Raw genomic sequence first — 702 nt, 5'->3', positions numbered from 1 at the left:
GAATTGGGTTACTATGATCGAAGATTTTGAAAAAATATGGTGTGATTTCGTCGATTTTAGAACGGAGTTTACTCAGGACTTACACTTTAGAGACCAGCATTCAAAATTTGTGTTGGCTTATTGGGCGCGAGTAAATTCCTTGTGTTCAGAGATAATGGTCTTGATTAAAAATGGCTGTTACACATCAATACCAGTTATCATGAGAAGCTCTCTTGAGTCATTGGTAGATTTACGATGTCTAATAATCGATAGCTCTTATATAGAGCAGGTTTTTGCTGCCGAAAGTAAATCTGAATATAAACACATGAAGCAATATTCTGATTCAAATCCTTATTACTTGGGTTCATCATCAATAAGAAAAGAGTCACTCGATAAACTAAAACCTGTTAAGCGTAGCCTTGACATTGCGGACAAGTTTAAAAAAGCAGGTTGTGAAGAACTTTACAGTACGGTTTATAACCAACTTTGCCGCCATGCTCACGGCAACATTACTGCTTTGGCATCTAAAAATTTTGAAAATGGAACTATAGTATTGACATCAAGCATTAAAGATAGCGAGTTACTTTTTATTCTATCGTCCACAGTTAACGCTGCTGTCGTATCAACACATTATTTACTAGAGTTTTATGACCTAGATGACGTTAACTTGAAACGTTGTCTAGTTTTCAGTGAGCGAGTCAAAAAATTGAGTAAAAAATTCGT

1 protein-coding gene is annotated in these 702 nt (G+C 35.5%); it reads left to right on the top strand.

The features are described 5' to 3' along the window. Positions 1–13: 13 nt before the first annotated feature. A partial coding sequence (locus GOU96_RS17970; RefSeq protein WP_301896882.1) for a DUF5677 domain-containing protein occupies positions 14–702 on the top strand: 689 nt, incomplete at its 3' end.

The sequence above is a fragment of the Vibrio sp. R-1 genome, assembly GCF_035615595.1.
In the GTDB taxonomy this organism is placed as follows: domain Bacteria; phylum Pseudomonadota; class Gammaproteobacteria; order Enterobacterales; family Vibrionaceae; genus Vibrio; species Vibrio cholerae.
The sequence above is the reverse complement of the archived record's forward strand: the minus strand, read 5'-3'. Positions and strand labels throughout refer to the sequence as shown.